Origin of the sequence: Clostridium sp. DFI.1.208 (assembly GCF_024463855.1) — a bacterium.
GTDB lineage: Bacteria > Bacillota_I > Bacilli_A > Erysipelotrichales > Erysipelotrichaceae > Clostridium_AQ.
Genome location: NZ_JANGCA010000245.1, coordinates 1 through 322, shown reverse-complemented (window position 1 = coordinate 322; position 322 = coordinate 1). Strand labels below are relative to the sequence as shown.

Genomic DNA, 322 nt, shown 5'->3' with positions numbered 1-322 from the left:
AGGTGAGGATGGCACCGGGGAAGGACTATGTGTTTTCACAGCGCAGTCTGCCGGTGGAGGAGAAGAGTCTGAACACGTGGGTGAGCGGACTGGTCGGTGGAAGCCGAAGGGTGGATCAGAAGCTGGCACTGGGAAGCACAGCGATGTTTGCGGCAGCTGGTTTCCTCGGGGTGAGTCTGGTCGGCGGCCTGTATATGAAAAAGAGCGGAAAGGGAAGCAGGATAAGGAAGAGACGTAAGGAGAGTTGAAGGTATGTGTGTAAGAAGATATGAGGACAACTGGGGAGAGCTGAAGGGGAAGCTGATGGAGAAGGATGTGCTGG

1 protein-coding gene is annotated in these 322 nt (G+C 55.3%); it reads left to right on the top strand.

Features of this window, described 5'->3' with window-relative positions; genetic code table 11:
• A partial coding sequence (locus NE665_RS24230; RefSeq protein ID WP_256302748.1) for a hypothetical protein occupies nucleotides 1-248 on the top strand: 248 nt, incomplete at its 5' end.
• Between the last annotated feature and the right edge of the window lie 74 nt (nucleotides 249-322).